At 42.8% G+C, this 17,066-nt stretch carries 13 protein-coding genes; 2 read left to right on the top strand and 11 right to left on the bottom strand.

Annotated elements, in window-relative coordinates; all coding sequences use genetic code 11:
- Window positions 1-5: 5 nt before the first annotated feature.
- From prmC to gltX, 10 genes are all read right to left on the bottom strand, one after another.
- The gene (prmC, locus tag NFR62_RS03535; protein WP_251614195.1) at window positions 6-1,817 is read right to left on the bottom strand and encodes a peptide chain release factor N(5)-glutamine methyltransferase; all 1,812 of its coding nucleotides are present in this window, start codon (window positions 1,815-1,817) and stop codon (window positions 6-8) included.
- Window positions 1,818-1,908: 91 nt separating this feature from the next.
- Window positions 1,909-2,115, bottom strand: a complete 207-nt coding sequence (gene rpmE, locus NFR62_RS03540) for a 50S ribosomal protein L31 (RefSeq protein WP_251614198.1) — start codon at window positions 2,113-2,115, stop codon at window positions 1,909-1,911.
- A gap of 212 nt (window positions 2,116-2,327) precedes the next feature.
- Window positions 2,328-2,726, bottom strand: a complete 399-nt coding sequence (locus NFR62_RS03545; RefSeq protein ID WP_251614201.1) for a hypothetical protein — start codon at window positions 2,724-2,726, stop codon at window positions 2,328-2,330.
- Entirely contained in the window at window positions 2,726-3,241 is a 516-nt protein-coding gene (locus NFR62_RS03550) for a hypothetical protein (protein WP_251614204.1), read from the bottom strand. The genes NFR62_RS03545 and NFR62_RS03550 overlap by 1 nt, the downstream gene beginning before the upstream one ends.
- Window positions 3,242-3,246: 5 nt before the next feature.
- Window positions 3,247-3,771 (bottom strand): hypothetical protein, encoded by a 525-nt coding sequence (locus tag NFR62_RS03555; RefSeq protein WP_251614207.1) that lies wholly within the window; start codon window positions 3,769-3,771, stop codon window positions 3,247-3,249.
- Between the two features lie 5 nt (window positions 3,772-3,776).
- Window positions 3,777-7,808, bottom strand: a complete 4,032-nt coding sequence (locus NFR62_RS03560; protein WP_251614210.1) for an InlB B-repeat-containing protein — start codon at window positions 7,806-7,808, stop codon at window positions 3,777-3,779.
- Between the two features lie 36 nt (window positions 7,809-7,844).
- Complete coding sequence (locus NFR62_RS03565; protein ID WP_251614226.1) at window positions 7,845-8,282, bottom strand: hypothetical protein; 438 nt, start codon at window positions 8,280-8,282, stop codon at window positions 7,845-7,847.
- Between the two features lie 220 nt (window positions 8,283-8,502).
- Window positions 8,503-9,849: a chromosomal replication initiator protein DnaA gene (dnaA, locus tag NFR62_RS03570; RefSeq protein WP_251614229.1), complete on the bottom strand. Its 1,347-nt coding sequence runs from the start codon at window positions 9,847-9,849 to the stop codon at window positions 8,503-8,505.
- Window positions 9,850-9,896: 47 nt separating this feature from the next.
- On the bottom strand, window positions 9,897-10,478 hold the full coding sequence (locus tag NFR62_RS03575; protein WP_251614232.1) for a TetR/AcrR family transcriptional regulator: 582 nt from the start codon (window positions 10,476-10,478) through the stop codon (window positions 9,897-9,899).
- A 63-nt stretch (window positions 10,479-10,541) separates the two neighbouring features.
- Complete coding sequence (gltX, locus tag NFR62_RS03580; RefSeq protein WP_251614235.1) at window positions 10,542-11,960, bottom strand: glutamate--tRNA ligase; 1,419 nt, start codon at window positions 11,958-11,960, stop codon at window positions 10,542-10,544.
- Between the two features lie 685 nt (window positions 11,961-12,645).
- Here gltX and NFR62_RS03585 point away from each other — a divergent pair.
- Together NFR62_RS03585 and trxA are read left to right on the top strand one after the other, a co-directional pair.
- Window positions 12,646-14,037 (top strand): Sapep family Mn(2+)-dependent dipeptidase, encoded by a 1,392-nt coding sequence (locus tag NFR62_RS03585; RefSeq protein ID WP_251614238.1) that lies wholly within the window; start codon window positions 12,646-12,648, stop codon window positions 14,035-14,037.
- A 97-nt stretch (window positions 14,038-14,134) separates the two neighbouring features.
- Window positions 14,135-14,440, top strand: coding sequence for a thioredoxin (trxA, locus tag NFR62_RS03590; protein WP_251614241.1), 306 nt, complete (start codon window positions 14,135-14,137; stop codon window positions 14,438-14,440).
- 52 nt (window positions 14,441-14,492) lie between these two features.
- Here trxA and NFR62_RS03595 read toward each other — a convergent pair whose 3' ends face one another.
- Window positions 14,493-17,042: a leucine-rich repeat domain-containing protein gene (locus NFR62_RS03595; protein WP_338049885.1), complete on the bottom strand. Its 2,550-nt coding sequence runs from the start codon at window positions 17,040-17,042 to the stop codon at window positions 14,493-14,495.
- Window positions 17,043-17,066: the final 24 nt, after the last annotated feature.

Raw genomic sequence — 17,066 nt, forward strand, 5'->3', positions numbered from 1 at the left:
CTTCTTTAAAACGCGGCTCGGTTTTTCGGCGTTACAACGGCTACGCGGTCGTTGCCGTCGAGGTCGCGCACAATTTCAACGTTTGCGTCGTCGAAAATCTTTTTTACGCTTTCCGCTTGATTATATCCTATCTCCATAAGCAAAACGCCGTTTTCGTTCAAATGTTCGCGGTATTCGCTCTGTATTCTGCGGTAAAACTCAAGCCCGTCGGCGCCGCCGTCGAGCGCGGCAAGGGGCTGCGCCTTAACTTCGGGCGAAAGCGATTCTATTACCCCGCTTTCTATATAAGGCGGATTGCTTACTATAAAATCGAACTTACCGTCAACCGACGAAAACATATCGCTTTGCAAAACTACCGCTTCGGTATTTTTAAGGTTCTCTCTCGCAACAGCCAAAGCCGCATCGGATATGTCGGACGCGGTTACTTTCGCACGCGTCGCTTTTGCTACCGCGAGAGCAATACAGCCGCTTCCCGTGCATAAGTCGAGCACTTCGGCTTCACGCTCTCCTATTAGGCGAATAGCTTCGCTTACAAGCGTTTCGGTTTCCATGCGCGGAACGAGCACGTTTTCGTTCACTTTAATTTTGTGCCCGAAAAATTCGCTTTCACCCAAAACGTAATCGAGCGGTGTTCCCGCAATTCGCTTTTCCAAAAAACCAACCGCCGTTTTATATTGCTTTTCGTTAAGCGTTTTCATGCCCGCAAGTTCGTTACGACGCACCTGCGCCACGCTACACAAAATCCAATCCGTTTCGGCTTGCGCTTCGCGTTCGTCAAGTCCGTAAACTTTGAGCGCCGTGTTAAACTCTTTTTTCACGTCGGGCATATTGTGTTCGTAAAACTTTACGGGCTTAATCGACGGGTCGGCGTCCATATTGAGCACAGCCAAAAAGCTCTTTAAAGCAACCTCCGCCATTTCGTCTTGCGGCGGATATGTGGTTAGCCGTTGTAGCGCAAGGCCGGGCGCGCGCAAAATGTTTGTGAACCAATTATCGGGAAGACACGCAAGCCCGCGCAAAAGCTCGTAGCTTAGCCCCGCCACAAGCGGCAACATTGCAAGCCGCACGACCGTAAGAATCCAACGGTTGTCGCTTAGGCTTCCGTTTCCGAACGGAACGTAACTTAGCGCCCACCGCGCGAGCGCGAACACGAGAATGGAAACAAGCATAACGAAGAACAAAAACGTGGTGCCGCAACGGTTGTGCCGCGTGGAGCACTTTTGCACGTTCTCAACAGTCATGTCGTACCCTTTTTCGTAGCAATTTATAGTGCGGTGCTCCGCTCCGTGATACATAAACGTTCTGCGAATATCTTTCATTCTCGACACAATTAAAAGGTATAGCACGAAAATAAGTATTCTCAGCACGCCCTCGAATAAGCTTTCAAGCAGAATAAGCGTTTTGGGGCTGACGTAGTTATACAGTTTTATAACCTTGCCGAGCAATAAATCGTTTAAAAAACCCGGCAACAATATAAACAGCCCCACCGCCAAAATCACGCCGAGAATAACGGCGAACGCCATCCAACCTTTTCCGGGAGTATCTTCGTCGGGCGTGGAAACTTCGGCGCTGCGCATAAGAGTGCTAACGCCGCCAACAAGACTTTGCACAAAACTCACCACGCCCCTAAGCACGGGAACTTTATGATACCATTTTCTTCCGCCGAGTCGCGTTGTTTCGAGCGCAATCGAGCCGTCGGGCACTCGCACCGCCATAGCCATGCTCGTGCGTCCGCGCATCATAACTCCTTCCATAAGCGCCTGCCCGCCTATCATGGCGCGCTTCGGCTTTTCGGTTTTAACTTTCTTTTCCGACACTTCAAAAATTCCTTTTCAAAAGAATACAAAAAGACCATGCCTTAAAAACACAAAAGGAAACATGGTCTTTTTTTGCTCTTTGCTTAAATATCTACTTTTTGTTGTAGCGTTTGTTGAACTTATCAATACGTCCGCCCGTGTCAACGTGCTTTTGCTTGCCCGTGTAGAAAGGGTGGCACTGACTGCAAACGTCCACCTTAACCACGTCGCCTTTTTTGGTGGAACCCGTTACGAATTTCGCACCGCAAGCGCATTCCATAGTAACCTCGTGGTAGTCGGGATGTAAATTCTCTTTCATTCCGCGTTTCTCCTTTTTTATTTCTCGGCTTATCCGCCGCAACCGCCCGCGCGCCGCGCAAGCGTCACGTCGCCGCCGTTTCTTGCCGTATTGCGTTACCGTTTAACGCCTAAATCCTTAGCCTATCCATTTTATCACCAAACGCGCAACAATGTCAAGCGGATTACGCGAGGTATTTTTTCGGCGTATGAAAAAAGGTGAAAATAGCTCGCTCAATAACAGTCCACAACGTTAATCAACAATTCGAACTCCCCTCTTAAATAATCATCAGCCTCTTTAATTTTCACTGCATGTTTAATGAGGTGTTTGCCGGGTTCTCGCAACGAAACGCGCTCAAAAACAGAACCAAGATTCCCACTGAGCACCTTTCTTCCGTCTCTGTAATAGAATTTTCCCGTAAAGCTCAAATATTCGTCACGGCAGCCGTATGTTAAACATAAAACGACATTTCTACCTTCTTCAACCATTTCAATTTCATTACCAAGACTGTCGGTTACCACAAGGCGCAACAATAAATTTTCTTTATAGCATGCCGTAGCTGAAAACACCGACAAAAAAAGCACAACAGCAAGCGCAAATCTTATAATCGATTTTTTCATTCTCGCCAACATTACTTCTCCTCCTTAAACGATAAAACGTCGTCCTTTTCATTCCTCTTGTTTTTCATCATATCAACAATCAACAGCACGACAATAACGGTGGCGGCACATCCTATTGCCATTAAAATTATCGAAACCGCTATATCGCTCGCATTATCCACATCGATATAATTTATTTTATAGCAAACGTCGGTTGACACCTTCCCCGTACTATCGTTGATATCGTAATGCGGCAAAATAACGCGCACAGTTTCGTTGCTTTTTGCATAAACCGTTCCACGAAATACTTTGTCTCCATCTTTTTTTGCATAATAGCCTAATAATATTTTACATTTTTTTATATCGTACTTACATTCTGAGCGAACGCTGACGGCAACGTGCATTTCGAGCGCTTCGTCATCGTAGTCACTTTCAAGCTTAACGGAAATTTTGGGAGTGAGCGCCTGCACAAGCAATATTATTCCGAATACCAACGCAAGCGCGGCAACACATGCCGAAATAACCGAATAAATTATCTTCTTTTTCATATTTACTAGTTCCTATCGGGCGGCAAAGATTTCTTATTCTCTTTTTTTCGCTCTTTCGCAAGCCGCACCGACGCAAATATTAAAGCGACTATCGAAGCGCAAGCCAAAATCATAAGAATAACCGACACCGCAATATCCAAACCGTTGTCAACTTTAACGTTCCACATTTTTAAAACTTCTATTTTTTCCACTTCGTGATACGGAATAGTTGAAGAGGTAAAGTCCTTTTTAACGTATACGGTTTTCTCTACGCCTTCGTTCACCACTTCTCCCAATTCTTTTACTTTTTTACCGTAATGATAATAAAAGCCTATTTTCATTTCGCAATGTTTTATTTTATACTTTCCGGGAGAACGCACCCAAATTTCCAACCTAAGTTCCTCTCCCGACTCTTCGTAAATATCGTATATTTCAACTTCTACCTCAGGCGACACAGCCTGAACAAAAAGGATGGTGCCGAGCGTTCCCGTAAGTGCCGCAAGTATAGCGGCAATAACCACAATTACAATCAAGTTTTTAACATTTTTCATAAACCTTACCCCTTGGCGTATAATATAAGTATTTTTAAATTACTGTTATACCAATCGTCATTTCCAACGCCGCTCGCCCCGTATCGCACGCACAAAACGTTGGTGTTACTAATATCGTCTATTGAAATTTTCGCCAAATAATTATATTCTTGCTTCCATGTGTCTCTACCGCCGCCTCCGTGTTCTAATTGCACGTTCCATAGTTCTTTATCCCCTGTTCCCGTTCCGTTATAAAGCATTATATACTGATAGCCATCATATTCCTCCCATATAGTGATTGTAATATATACATATAAATATTTTACACCCTCTTTTTTCAGCTGTTCATAATTGTTTTGCGTGTAAATATTTATCACATCATATTCTTGTTTAAACCGTCCTTTATCATCGATTTTATATTCGGCAGTCCTTGTGTAAGTTGAATAATCTTTCCATTTAGCATATAACGTTATATTTCCTTGTTGTTGCGCGGATATTGCTGTTATGCGGTTTGTTAAAGCTTTATCGGAACACCATCCTTCGAATATATAAGTCATTATTTTGGGCAAATCCAAAATCACGTCGTTTAAATTTAACCCTACCCCCATTATATAATATGTAGGTTTATTACTTTTTCCGATAAAATTAGCCTTAGCGCCGTCTACAACAATATTTTCGTAGTATATATTACCGATTCTTTTCCACTGCGCCGTAAAGGTAATATTCGAAGTAACCGTAAACTTTGATTCGAAGTTGCTCTCGTAATTTGCATTCCAAGCGCCCCAATTACCTATATAACCGCTTCGCAAACTTAAAGGCAACGTGATAATGTCTCCGTGTTTTGCCGTAAGCGGAGCACATTCGGAACCGCCGTTAGCGTTAAACGTAACAGTATAAGTGCAAATTCTTAATTTTGCATAAAATGTTTTATTTCCAACCGAACCGACGGATATGGGAGCGGCTCTAACCGTTGCGGCAGAATTTGTATACCACCCCTCAACCATATAGTAATTACTCGAAATAGTTGGGAATGCAACCGCGTCTTCAACGGTGTATGTTGTTTTCTTATTCGTAAACGAATAATTGCTTGACACAACCGTTTCTCCTGTTGTTGTTTTGGGAATTGTTATATACGTTATGGAATATACTATTGCGCTATACCGCAATTCAAGCCAAAGCGAGCCATTTCCTTCTTTATTTTCGGTTATATCCGGCATTGTGGTATATGTAAATTTTATTCCCGTAATTGTATCGTACCAACCGTCTACCGTATAGCCTTGCTTAGAACAAGAAACAAACGGCAAAACGTCTCCGTAATGAACTTTAAGTTCTTTTTTCTCTCCGAAATAATCGTCAAGATAGAGCGTGTAAACCTCTTTTTCATATTGAGGATACATAAGCGCTTTGCCGCTTGCGTCCGTGTATGCCCTTGTTGCATTACTGTCGGCAATTTCGGTGCCTTCCTTATCAACCGTGAGGGTCTTATAAACATATCCTTTTTTATAAATTGCTTTAAAAGCTTCGTCTTTTGTGTCTTCGTCGATTAAAAGTTGCGCAAGCAAGCCGTTGGGAGTATAGTCCCAATATTTATCACCCTTTTTAACCATAAAAGTCCAACTCGAACCGCTTAGCTGAAACTCGAAGTATTCGCGGCTCCATTTGGCTTTCAACTCAATAACGTAAGGGTAAGAATACGGAACAAGCGAATTGCCTTCGGCGTCGGTTATTTTGGTTTCGCCGTAATACCAACCGTCGAATTCAAAACTTTCGGCAGTGGCAACGGGTAACGTGAATTGTTTCCCGTATTCCACTTCTCTGCTTCCCGAAGCGATTACAACGTTCTTATAGTCCGCTTCTTCGCTATTTCCGTTTAATATAAGAACATAGCTTTTTTGCGCCCAACACGCATAAAAAGTTTTATCGCCCGCACTGCCAACGGGCAAACGTTCTATTGCGTTGCCCGAAAAATCTTCGCTTTCGAACCATCCCGCGAAAATGAAATCTTGCTTTTCGGGTATAGGCAAAACTATTCCGTCGTGAATTGTATACATTAGGTCGGGAATCTGCGAACCGCCGTATGTTTCGAAACGCACCGAATAAACAACCGGTATTTCCTGAGCATAGAGCGTAAGGCGCGAGCCGCCCGTTTTTGCAATATTTTGCGCGGTTATAGCTTCGCCATCATAGTTTTCATTTAAAAACCAACCCGCGAAACAATATCCGTTTTGTTGCTCGGGTTCGGGGAGTTCTAAACAAACGTCGTTTCTAATAATAACGGGCTCTACGGCGTTTACGGAAATAAAGTTCACTTCTATTTCGGAACTCATTTGCAACGTTCCGCCGCCGTACACAACCGCAATCATTTCATTCGAATCCGATTTCTCAAAGCGCAATTCGCCCGTCGCATCGCCTACAATTTGAAAATATGCGTCCGCCGCTTCTCCCGGTTGCAAGCTGCACACAACTATTCTCGCGTCTTGTTCGGATGCGAGCAAGTTGTAAAAACGTTTTTTGTCGGGCAGTTTAAAAACGCTGTATTCGCTTGAAAGAACGTTTTCTCCTATTTGCAATTCGGGCGCAACTATTTTAGAATGCAATGCCGTGCGTAAAACTTGACTGTCGCTTAAATTGCTTATTTCTATATAATAAACTTTATCTTGTTCAAGTTTATACACACCCGCATTACTTTTTATTTCTTTTGTGCCGCTGTAATTGTTCACGTCGTAAGCTTGATACAATTTTATTCCGCAACCGTCGTCGGCAAAAATTTTGTAATCTGCGGCAAGCTCCGTTCTGAAATTAAACACCTGCTTCCCCGACGGCAAAATATAAACTTGGGATTCGTTATAGTAATTGTGCATATATTCTTGTTCGTAAACATTATGAAATACGGGAATATGAACAGGCTCGTCTAACAGTTTAGCACCCGAAGAATCAACCAAATCGAATTTCGCATCTAAAAACAACTGCGACGGCACGTCTTGCTCGGACAATAAAATTTTGCTCTCGATATAATCGTTGATATATAAATCTATCCCGTCGGGTTTAAAAGTAAAAACCTTAGTAAGCCTATCTCTCGTAGGGTCGGCAATTTGTTCGCTTTTTTTAACGTTATCCAAAATATTGTCTTCGTTATTCGCCGAAACTTCGGTTGTGGAAACAGTATCAATACTCAACAAAGTCTCTAAAAAGTCATATACTAATTTCAACTGTGCCAAACCGGGCACTTGGTCCGCAATTTTACCGAATACGAACGACACCGCAAAGTTCACCAACGGCATAACATCAATTTCGGATTTTATGTAAGAGCCGTTATAATTTAACCGAATTTGTTTAAAAATTGCGCCGTTATCGGTACACTTCGAGTAATCCGAATCGAATTCGTTTAAATCGTGCAAATTTTGCACCGTGCCGCTAATCACGGGATTGAGAATATATCCGTTATTATTTAAAGTAGCTAAGGCATAATGCTGCCCGTCCAATTCCGACATACAGTAATCGGCGGATAACACGGTTAGCTTTAAAGTAGCCATATCTGTTTCGGTTTTAAAAACGCTGTTGTAGTCAATCAGTATTACAGAAGCGACATATTCATTTTTATGCAAAGCTTCTTCCGAGCAACCGCCGCCGCAAAAGATACATTTTGTGTTAGCGTAAAAAAAATATTCTTTCCCGATATATTTATATTTTCCCGTTTTATAAAAAATCTCAAGCGGCAAAATCTTTGATAAAATATTTCCGTGCTCCGCATTATTGTTAATATCGTAATACCCCGCTTTTACGCGCGCAATATAATCGCTTAGGGTAATATTTTCTCCCTCTATAATATCGTTGCTTGTAAGTTCCGCACAAAGTTGTTGAGTTTGAGCGCTATTAAAATCAAAGTTTTTTGTTGCGGTTACGGCACGCGGTTGAATTTTTTGCGTCCTCAACATTTGCGGAGTCTGTTCCGCACTTGCAGTTGACTTAGCCCCTAATGCAAGGCAACCTACGGCGCAAATAAAACAAAACGCCGCCACAGCAAAAACTGCAGTCAACTTTTTCCCTTTTGTTTTCATCTTCCCATCCCTCCTATGTTTAATATATTTTAAAACCTAATCCTCAACAACCCCGTCAACAGTATTGTTTTCAACAACAACTACCTTAAATACAAACTCGATACCACCACCAACCTTTAAAACATATTTTTGACTCATAGTATATTCGCCCGGCTTATTTAAATCAACTGTGTCGAACATTTTCATTGCAGGGCTCGCTTCCGTCTTTTCATTGTGATGTTCAACAATCAGTTGCCCTGTAAAATTTAATTCCCGATTTTGACGCGGATACTCGAGCCTTAGCTCCTTATATTCTCCGAACGCATATATGCGATAGCAGTTACCGAAATTGTCGTAAAATTTAACATACGGATGCCCATATCCTTTAAGTTTGCGATTACATTCGGAAAAAGCAACCAACGACACGCACAAAATAATAGCCGTCAACAATGTAGCAGTAAATATCGTAACAAATTTCGAAACGCCTTTTTTCATTTTTCCTCCTTCGATATATGCAGTTGCCCTTTCCGTCAACAATCGTCACTGCGGGCGCGAGTCGATTGTTTTTTTGCCTGTTGCACACAGCAACACCACTTCTATATTACTATTATATCACGGTTTTTCGAAAAGTCAATACCTTTTCCAAAAATAGTTAAAATATTTTTTTACACTTATATACAAAAAAACAACGCTTGTTTAAGCGTTGTTTTCGGCACTATTTTTTAAGCACCATGTCTTTAATATCGGATACGGCTACTTTTAATTTGGGGTTTGTTTGCAACTTTTCCGCAACCTTATCGCGGGCGTGCATAATTGTGGTATGGTCGCGTCCGCCGAACATGGCGCCTATTGTGGCAAGCGGCAACGCGAGCATATCTGTAATCAAATATATGCAAATTTGGCGGGGTTCAACAATTTCTTTATTTTTCTTTTTGCCCACAAGTTCGTCTTTGCTAACGTTAAAATAACGGCATACGCAATCGGTTATAATATCCGCCGAAACGCTCTCTTCCGTTTTGTCGCTGTAATCTTTAAGCGCCTCTTGCACAAGTTCTATGCTCGGCGCGGAATTATACAGCCTGCTCAAAAAGATTACTTTGTTCAGTAGGCTTTCCATGTCGCGAATATTGCTCGACATTTTTTCTGCCATAAACGAGAGAACTTCGAAAGGAATATTGTATTTTTCTATTTGCGCTTTTTTTTGCAAAATGGCAATTCGGGTTTCTATGTCGGGCGGCTGAACGTCGGCTATAAGCCCCCACTCGAACCGCGAGCGCAAACGTTCTTCGAGCGGCGAAATCTCTTTGGGCGGGCGGTCGCTCGTAAGAATAATTTGTTTGCTGTTTTGGTAAAGGTCGTTAAACGTGTGGAACATTTCTTCCTGCGTGCCCGCTTTGTCGGCGATAAACTGAATATCGTCTATCATGAGTACGTCTACACTGCGGTATTTATCGCGGAAGTTGGTGCTTTTCCCCTTTGTTGTGCGAATGGATTCTATGAACTCGTTCACAAATTTTTCGCTGGACGCATAAAGCACTTTTAAATGCGGATGACTGAGCCTTACGCTGTTGCCGATTGCGTGCATAATGTGCGTTTTGCCAAGTCCCGCCCCGCCGTAAATAAACAACGGATTATACCGCGAACCCGGTTCGTCGGCAACCGCGCGCGCCGCCGCATACATAAATTGATTGGATTTTCCCACAACGAAATTTTCAAAATTGTATTTGGGATTTATAACGTTCGCTTCCACTTTGGGAAGAGGCTCTTCTTCCTCTATAACATAAGTTTCTTCTTTGGTGCGGTAAGTGTCGGCGTCGCTCGGACCTATTATTAAAAGCCCCGTCATGAGCGGATTCGCTTCTTTCATAGAACTCGTAAGCTGTTCCGAAAATTTGTCGGAAACAAACTGTCGGCTTCCTTCGGTGGGCACCATAAGAACAAGCCGACCGTCTATTATACTAATCGGCTCTATGGTTTTAATCCACACGTCGAAATTTACTGCGCTCACCTCTATTTCGAGGTTGGTGAGCATTTTTTCCCATAGCTCTTTTGCGTTGTTCATTTTGCGCTCCGACAAATCAAGTTTTATATTGCTTTGCTTTTTATTTTCTATTTGCGTTTGTCAACTTCGTAAAAATAGAATTTCAACAGCTTTTCAACCATTTCTTGCTTTTGCTCATGGTTAAGGTTCATTCTAAGCACGTCGAACAGCGAACCGCAAAAAGCTTTGCTAACAACGTCGGCGAATTTCGTGTTCCGCTCGTCGGCGCCGCTCGGATACAGCTTGTGGCAAATAACTACGGCTACTTCGCGCGTTATATCCTCGAAAAAGTCCTCGTAACGGGTTCCGTCGCAACAATCCATTAAAATAAGAATATCGTCGCCGAACGCATCGAAAAATTTTAAAAGCCCATTACTGAGCAAAGGCATGGTTTGCGACAGCGTTACCGAATCGAGAATAGCCACCTGTTGGAGTTCCGCCATAAGCTTTGGCAACGCTTCGTAGGCGGGCTTTACGATTGCGTCCAAAACTCCGTTTTTGCCGTCGAAATATCTGTATAAATTGCCTACGGGCACTCCCGCTCGCTCCGCGATTGCGCTAATATTTCCGCCGCGAAAACCGCGTTCCAAATATTCGGTTCGCGCGGCTTCTAAAATTCTTTCGCGCACCGCTTCTTTTTTATATTGCACCGCAATACTCCTCCCGCTTATCTTTTTAAGACTTTAAACGTTGGTTCTTTGCCGCAAAACCGACTATGCGATAACTTTACCGAGCGCGTAATTCAGTCGACGCAAGCTTTCGTCTTTGCCGAAAAGGCGCGCCATTTCGCTCGCGCCGCCCGGAGTTGACGCCGCGTTCGTTAGCGCTATACGGAACACCCACAAAACTTGTCCTTTTTTGTAGCCGTCGCGTTCGGCGTAAGCGTTTAACGCGTCGTGCAAATTATCCCATTCGTTTTCCGCAACCTTTATTAAATCGGGCAACATTTTCGCAGCGAGCGCCGCGTCTGTTTTCCATTTGGCGTTAGTAAACAGCGCCGTGTCGAAATTCTCGAAATTTTCTATAAAAGCGGTGAGCTTGCCAACGTCGGTAAACACTTCGGTACGCGAATGCAAAAGCGTGCTCAAATATTCGAGGTCGAGCCCGTTTAAGTATTTATACGGCGCGTAAAACGCAAGCGCGCGCTTATGAAACTCTTCTTCGGAAAGCTCTTTAACGTAAAGCGAATTGAGCCAACGCATTTTGGTCTCGTCGAAAATCGACGCAGATTTGCTCACGCCGTCGAGCGAAAAAAGTTGCTCCATTTCTTCGAGCGTGAGTTTTTCTCGATTGTCTTTGGGGCTCCAACCGAGAAGTGCGATATAATTCACGATTGCGTCTTTCAAAAAGCCTTTCGCTATAAAATCCTCATAGTTGGCGTCGCCGTGACGCTTGCTTAGCTTTTGGTGAGCGTCGCGCATTATGGGTTGCAAATGAATGTATTGCGGACGTTCGAAGCCGAGCGCGTCGTACAGCAAATTATATTTGGGCGTAGACGAAAGATACTCGGTGCCGCGAATAACATGCGTTATGCCCATAAGGTGGTCGTCTATAACGTTGGCAAAATTGTATGTGGGATAACCGTCCGACTTTATAAGCACGTTGTCTTCGAGGTCGTTGTAATCAACTTTTATTTCGCCGAAAACAAGGTCCACATAGCTCGACACTCCTTCGGCAGGGATATTTTGGCGTATAACGTATTTTTCGCCCGCCGCAATACGTTTTTCCGCTTCCTCGCGCGGAATATGCAAGCAGTGCTTGTCGTATTTTGTGGCTCCGTCTTTGTGAATTTGTTCGAGGCGCTCCTTTGTGCAAAAGCAATAATATGCGTCGCCGCTCTCGATTAGCTTTTTAGCGTAGTCAATATAAATTTGCTTGCGTTGAGTTTGAATATACGGTCCGTATTCCCCGCCCACGTCGGGACCCTCGTCGTATTTTAGTCCCGTTTCGCGCAACGTGCGGTAAATGAGCTCCACAGCTCCCGGCACCGTGCGTTCCAAGTCGGTGTCTTCTATTCTGAGTATAAATTTTCCGCCCGCTTTCTTAGCGTAAAGATATGCGTATAACGCCGTGCGCAAACCGCCCACATGCAAAAAACCCGTAGGACTGGGCGCAAATCTTGTTCTTACCATAATTTCGAGCTTAACCTCCCGCATAACGAAACAAATTTTGCAAAACGTAAAAAAGCACGCCTTTGCATAAGCGGCTTATTTTGCCGCCGTAACTATTATTATAATAAAATTTGCGAAATAAAGCAACAAAAACAACGCAAAAGAGAAAAAACCGACGCTGAATTATTAGCGCCGGTTTTTTTGATTGTTTATTAAATTTTAGTTACATACACCTGACCATCACTACCGTTAGCTCCGTTTTTACCGTCCCAGCTTTTAAAGCTTCGAGACCTTTTCATAACACCAACCCTCCCTTTATTTTTTTATTCAACCACCTCTACGGTAATTGTTTTTCTTATAGAATTATATTTTTCTAAATTCGGGTCAACTTTGTAATGTGCTATGGCAAATCTTACAATATATACACCTACTTTTATCGGTCCCGCAATAGAAATGCGTTCGGTTTTGCAAATTAGGAAACAAATATTTAGGAGGGATAAAGAATGAAAAAGGCAATAACATGTTTGGGTGCTTCCATATTGTTTTTGTTTTCTTTCGTAGTTGTTTACAAATCATCACAATAGCAGATATTACTTTTTTGCTCAAGAGAAAAAACTGACGCTTTCGCATGTTTTTACTCTCCTTGACAAAAATCGGTAATTATAGTATAGTTATTATGAATACTAAAATGCGAGGAATTTTAAATATGCTCAACGATTTGAAAAAGTTGATTGCCATTCCGTCGGTTATGGGCGAGGCGGAAGAGGGCGCCCCGTTCGGTAAAGCTCCGCGCGCCGCGCTCGATTGTTTTTTGGAAATAGCCGCAAGCTACGGACTGAAAACGCATAACGAAAACGGTTATTGCGGGTGGGCGGAACTCGGCGACGGAAAGGACATGCTCGGCATACTCGGGCATCTCGACGTTGTGCCTGCGGGAGACGGTTGGAGTAACGAACCGTATTCTATGGTTTGCGAAGACGGCTTGATAAAAGGCAGAGGCGTTGCCGACGACAAAGGCCCTACCGTAGCGGCTTTGCACGCCTTAAAGCGGTTAAAAGAGAGCGGTAAAAAACTTAACAACCGCATTCGCCTTATTGTGGGTTGCAACGAAGAGAACGGTTCCGAGTGTATCGAATATTACAGAGAACACTGCGAAATTCCCAAAGCAAGCTTTGTTCCCGACGCAGACTTTCCCATTATAAACAGCGAAAAAGGCATACTGCACCTCACGCTTACTTTTCCCCGCTCACAGCGGCTTGCCGAAAACTTTGTTTCGATTAAAGCGGGAATGCGCCACAATATCGTGCCCGACCTTTGCACGGTTGTCGTGCCAAAAGAAAGCAAACTGTTCGACGCGATTAGCTCGCTCGGCTCCGACAGCTCGCTCTTTCTCAATCCCAAAGTCGCCAAAATAATAATAAGCGGCGGTATGCGCACGCAAGACTTTTCCGCGCATTTCTTCCCCGACAGAATAGCGCTTGAAGCGCGCGGCGTTGCAGGACATGCCATGTGCCCCGAAAAGGGCGAAAACGCCGCAATGAAAATGCTTGCGCTGCTGTGCGGAATTATGGGCGAATATGCTCCCGAAGAATTTAAGGCGGTAACCAAATATTTATGCGCGCCCAACCCCGCTCCTCTTTTGAGCATAGAAGCGCAAGACGACGTTTCGGGAAACCTCACGGTGAACACGGGAATTGTAACCGTAGCCGACGGCAAACTTACGGTAGCGCTCGACCTTAGGCTTCCGGTATGCGCAAACCATGAAACGGTTAAGAAAAAAATACGCGAATGCTTCCCCTCAGCCACTCTCACAGAGAACCGTTGGTCGCCCAACCTTTATATACCCGAAAACAGCAAGTTGGTGCAGGCGCTTTTGAGCGCATACGCCGAAACTACCGGAGGCGAAAAAAAGTGCCTCTACTGCGGCGGCGGAACATACGCGCGCGAGCTTCCGAACGCGGTGGCTTTCGGGCCCACATTCCCCAACCTTGAAACCAATATTCACAACGTGGACGAGTCGTTCCCGTTCGAATTGTTTAACAAGTTGCCCGACATTTACGAGGCGGCAATTTTAAAACTTGACGAAGCTTACGCTTAAATAATATTATCGAGTATTTTTCGGTATAAGCGATTGAAACGTCTTTATGTATGGAAAACAAAATAATTGCAAAATTTATAATTAAGGAGAGCATAAAATGAAAGAACTTAACGCAATGACTTTTTCGGAAGAAACAAACAAGGAACTTCCCACAGTGGTGGACTTTTGGGCGCCGTGGTGCGGACCTTGCCGCAGTCAGACTCCCATACTCGAACAATTCGCCTCAAAATATTCGGGAAAAGTAAACGTAGGAAAAGTAAATGTGGACGAAAACCCCGACCTTGCGCAAAAATTCGGTATCATGAGTATTCCCACCATTATGGTGTTTAAAGGCGGCGAGGTTGCGGCGCGCGCCGTAGGCGTTCAATCGCTTGAACATTTAACCAAGCTTGCGGGACTATAATACCGAAAACATTTTTATTAAGCAAAGCGGCGCTTAAAAACGCCGCTTTCTTTTATTGTTTCTCTATATTCCCGTCAGTGCAATAAACGGTATACTTTTTCGAATCAAAGCCGAAACCTATACCAGCATCCCATCCTTCCTCTTTTTTTATGGCATTCCATTCGTCTTGTGTCCCGTCGAAATTTATGCTACTTAAACACAAACAACCGCTAAACACGTTATTTTCAATATTTTGTACCTGCTTAGAAATACTGACACTCGTAAGCTTGGTACAATTACTAAAAGCATATTCCTCAACACATGTAACAGACACAGGTAGTGTAATTGTAACTAAATTACTGCAGCCCGAAAACATGTGTTTTGAGATTGTTGTCAAGTTATCGGAAATACTAACGTTTTTTAAATTCCCGCAATTGCTAAAAGCCTCTTCGCCCACCGTTATCACACTGTTAGGAATAACAACGTTCTCAATACTACTGCATCCGCTAAAAGTTCTGTAACCTATACTTGTTAATTTCTGAGGCAAAACAACGTCTGACAAATTGTCGCAATTCTCAAACGCAAAATCGCCTATACTGACAACGGAATTAGGTATTACGATTTTTGTAAGACTATAACAATTGCTAAACACGCTATGCGAAATACTTTCTATGCTATCGGGCAACGTAATATCCGTTAAACTTTTACAATACATAAACAGACTGCTTTCAAGATTTGTTACACCGTCGGGAATGTTAATGTTTTTAAGCTTATTGCAATATTGAAACGCGCCCCATCCTATACTCGTTATATTGTCGGGTAAAGTAATGCTTTCCAAATTAGAACAGCCGTCAAAAGCAAGATATTTTATAGCCGTAACGCTTCCGTCAGACGGTATTATGCTGTTTTTGCAACCGATAATCAACGTTTTACTGTCCGTTTCGATAATACAATTCCCGTTACTGTGATAGTTCGCATTTCCCTTTTCAACGGCAATGCTTTCTAATCCATAACAACCACCAAATACATTATCGCCAAGCTTAGTTACGCTCTTCGGAATAAAAATAGTTTTTAAACTGACGCAATCCTCAAATGCGTTAGTAGCAATGCCAACAATATTATTAGGAAAAGAAATAGTTTCAAGGCTTTTACAATCTAAAAATGCGAAAGTTTCGATATATGATAATTCGTGAGGCAGCGTAATGTCAGTTAAACTATCACAACCGCTAAAAGTGCTTTCGCCGATACTTTTAATTGAGTTCGGAAGTTTAACGCTTACTAAACCGGAGCAATCGCTAAATGCGCTTTTGCCGATATGTACCACCGTATCCGGCAATATAATATTTTTAATATTCTTACATCTAAAAAATGCGTAATTCGCTATATTTGTCCCATCCGTAACTAAAACCGTTTCTAACGATGACGGCACATAATTGTCGTAATAATAATCAGGCGCTCCGAAGATATAACCTAAATAACTTGCGCCGTTTGTTCCTACGCTATCTCTGCCGACAAACGGCAAAACAATTCTTGTAAGGCTTTGACAACTTTCGAAAGCGCCCTGCCCTATGTTAACAATACTGTTAGGCAGTTCAACATTCGTTAGACTATGGCAACCTTTAAACGCACTACTACACATATATTTGGTATCGTTATGCACATTGCATTCCGTCGTACTTGAGAACACATTTATAAGCCACAAATACGGATTTGCTTCATTTCCCAAATATAACTCTTTCCCGTAATTAGCATATTGCAAAGACCCGCAGTTATAAAATGCATAATTGCCGATATAAGTAACACTATCCGGTATTTGAATATTGGTTAAACTATTACAGTTCTCGAAAGCGTTACTTTGAATAGTTTTTAAATTTTGAGGCAACGTTATTTTCTCAATCTCCGTGCAATTATAAAATGCCTTTTCGCTTATCGCCGCATCGTTCGTAATAACAACCGTTTTTAGCGATGCAGGCACATAGTCTTTATTAAATAAATAAGACTTTGCTCCGAAGATATATCCAAAAAAGTCCGTAAACTCATCGTTGCCATTTCCCATACCTATGAACGGCAATTCTATTTTTACCAAATTACTACAACCGTTGAAAGCGCGCCGTCCTATACTTTCAACCGAAGACGGAATCGTTATACTTTGCAAACTACTACAACCGCCGAACGCATCCTCGCCTATGCTCTTAATCGTATTAGGAAGTTCAATACTTTTTATCCAAACGCAACCTATAAAAGCGTTAGCTCCTATTGCGGTTACGGGTTTACCTTTATAAGTCGATGAAACCGCTATTGCATTAGAATCTTCAATACCTATGCCCGACACTGTATAACCATCTTTATTTAAAGTATAGCTAATCTTGCTATCCGAAAAACCGCATAACGTGCATATATTGTTTTTAAAAGTATGTTCCGCTTTATCCTTTATTGCCGTTTCATGCTCGCATGTAGGCTCATGCCAATGATATTCATTATCATTGCTCCAAGTTTCCGAATATGTATGAGTATGCGACGGTTCTATATTTGTATTAACCATGCCTTTGCAAGCCACGAAAAAAGCGGCGCATAACAAAACGCATATAAGCAAAATAAGCTTGATATGTCTTTCTCTTTTCATTTCTCGCTCTCCTTTATATTCGGC

The organism is Pumilibacter muris, from assembly GCF_943193045.1.
GTDB lineage: Bacteria > Bacillota > Clostridia > Christensenellales > Pumilibacteraceae > Pumilibacter > Pumilibacter muris.